1 protein-coding gene is annotated in these 843 nt (G+C 66.4%); it reads right to left on the reverse strand.

Features of this window, described 5'->3' with window-relative positions; translation table 11 throughout:
* Positions 1-834: IS1634 family transposase (locus tag AC1DTN_RS37475; RefSeq protein ID WP_477925178.1), on the reverse strand; the 834-nt coding region annotated here is incomplete at its 3' end.
* Positions 835-843: the final 9 nt, after the last annotated feature.

The raw sequence follows: 843 nt of genomic DNA on the forward strand, positions 1-843 counted from the left end.
CTCAAGCAGCGTCGCGAAGCTGTGTGCGGGCGTGCCGTCGTCAAGGGTGTGGCGGGCCGCTTTGGCCAGCGCYGCCTTGGAACGCKTGGCMGGCGCCACGGGGTCGCGCATGGCCTTGGCCYGCTGGTCGGTGTCSGCGAACATCAGCTCGCGCCARGCCTCGCGCATGTGCCACTCGACGTAGTAGGCGAGCATGCACAGGAAGATGTGCGCGCGCACCCGATCRGCGGTGCGGTGGTGGATCGGGCGCACCTTCAGGTCGATCGTCTTGAGYGAGCGGAACGCGCGCTCGACGTTGGCCAGCGACTTGTAGTTGCGSACGCAGTCGGCCGAGTCCATCTGCGCCGCGCTCACCGASGTGCGGATGATGTARATGCCGTCCAGCGCCGCCTCGGCGGCGATGGCGTCTGTCTTGCGCGCGAAGGTGAAGGCGTTGTCGCCGATGGCCAGTTCGAAGTGCTTGGCCATCTTGTACTGGTTGACGACCTTGCCCACGCGCAAGCCGATCTCGTCACGCCCGACCAGCTTGAGCGCATCCACGCGGGCCTTGATCCTCTCCAGGCTGGCCTCGGTGGCCACCAATAACTCCTCGCGCTTGTGCGTGCGCAGCTTGGCCAGCTCTGGATTGCGGCACGCCACCAGCCGCTCGCCGGGGTAGTCCGGCGAACTCAGCTCGAGYAGGTTGCGCTCGTCGAACAAGCCCAGCTGCAGGTGGCCCTGCTCGACCAGCGCGCGGATCGACACGCTCTTCAATGCACTGATCCAGCCCACGCCCTCGGACTCGCGCATCTCCTGGATCGCCTTGTTGGAGATCATGCCGCGGTCGCCCACCATCACCAATTG

It is taken from the genome of Rhizobium sp. 01T444 (assembly GCF_056398305.1).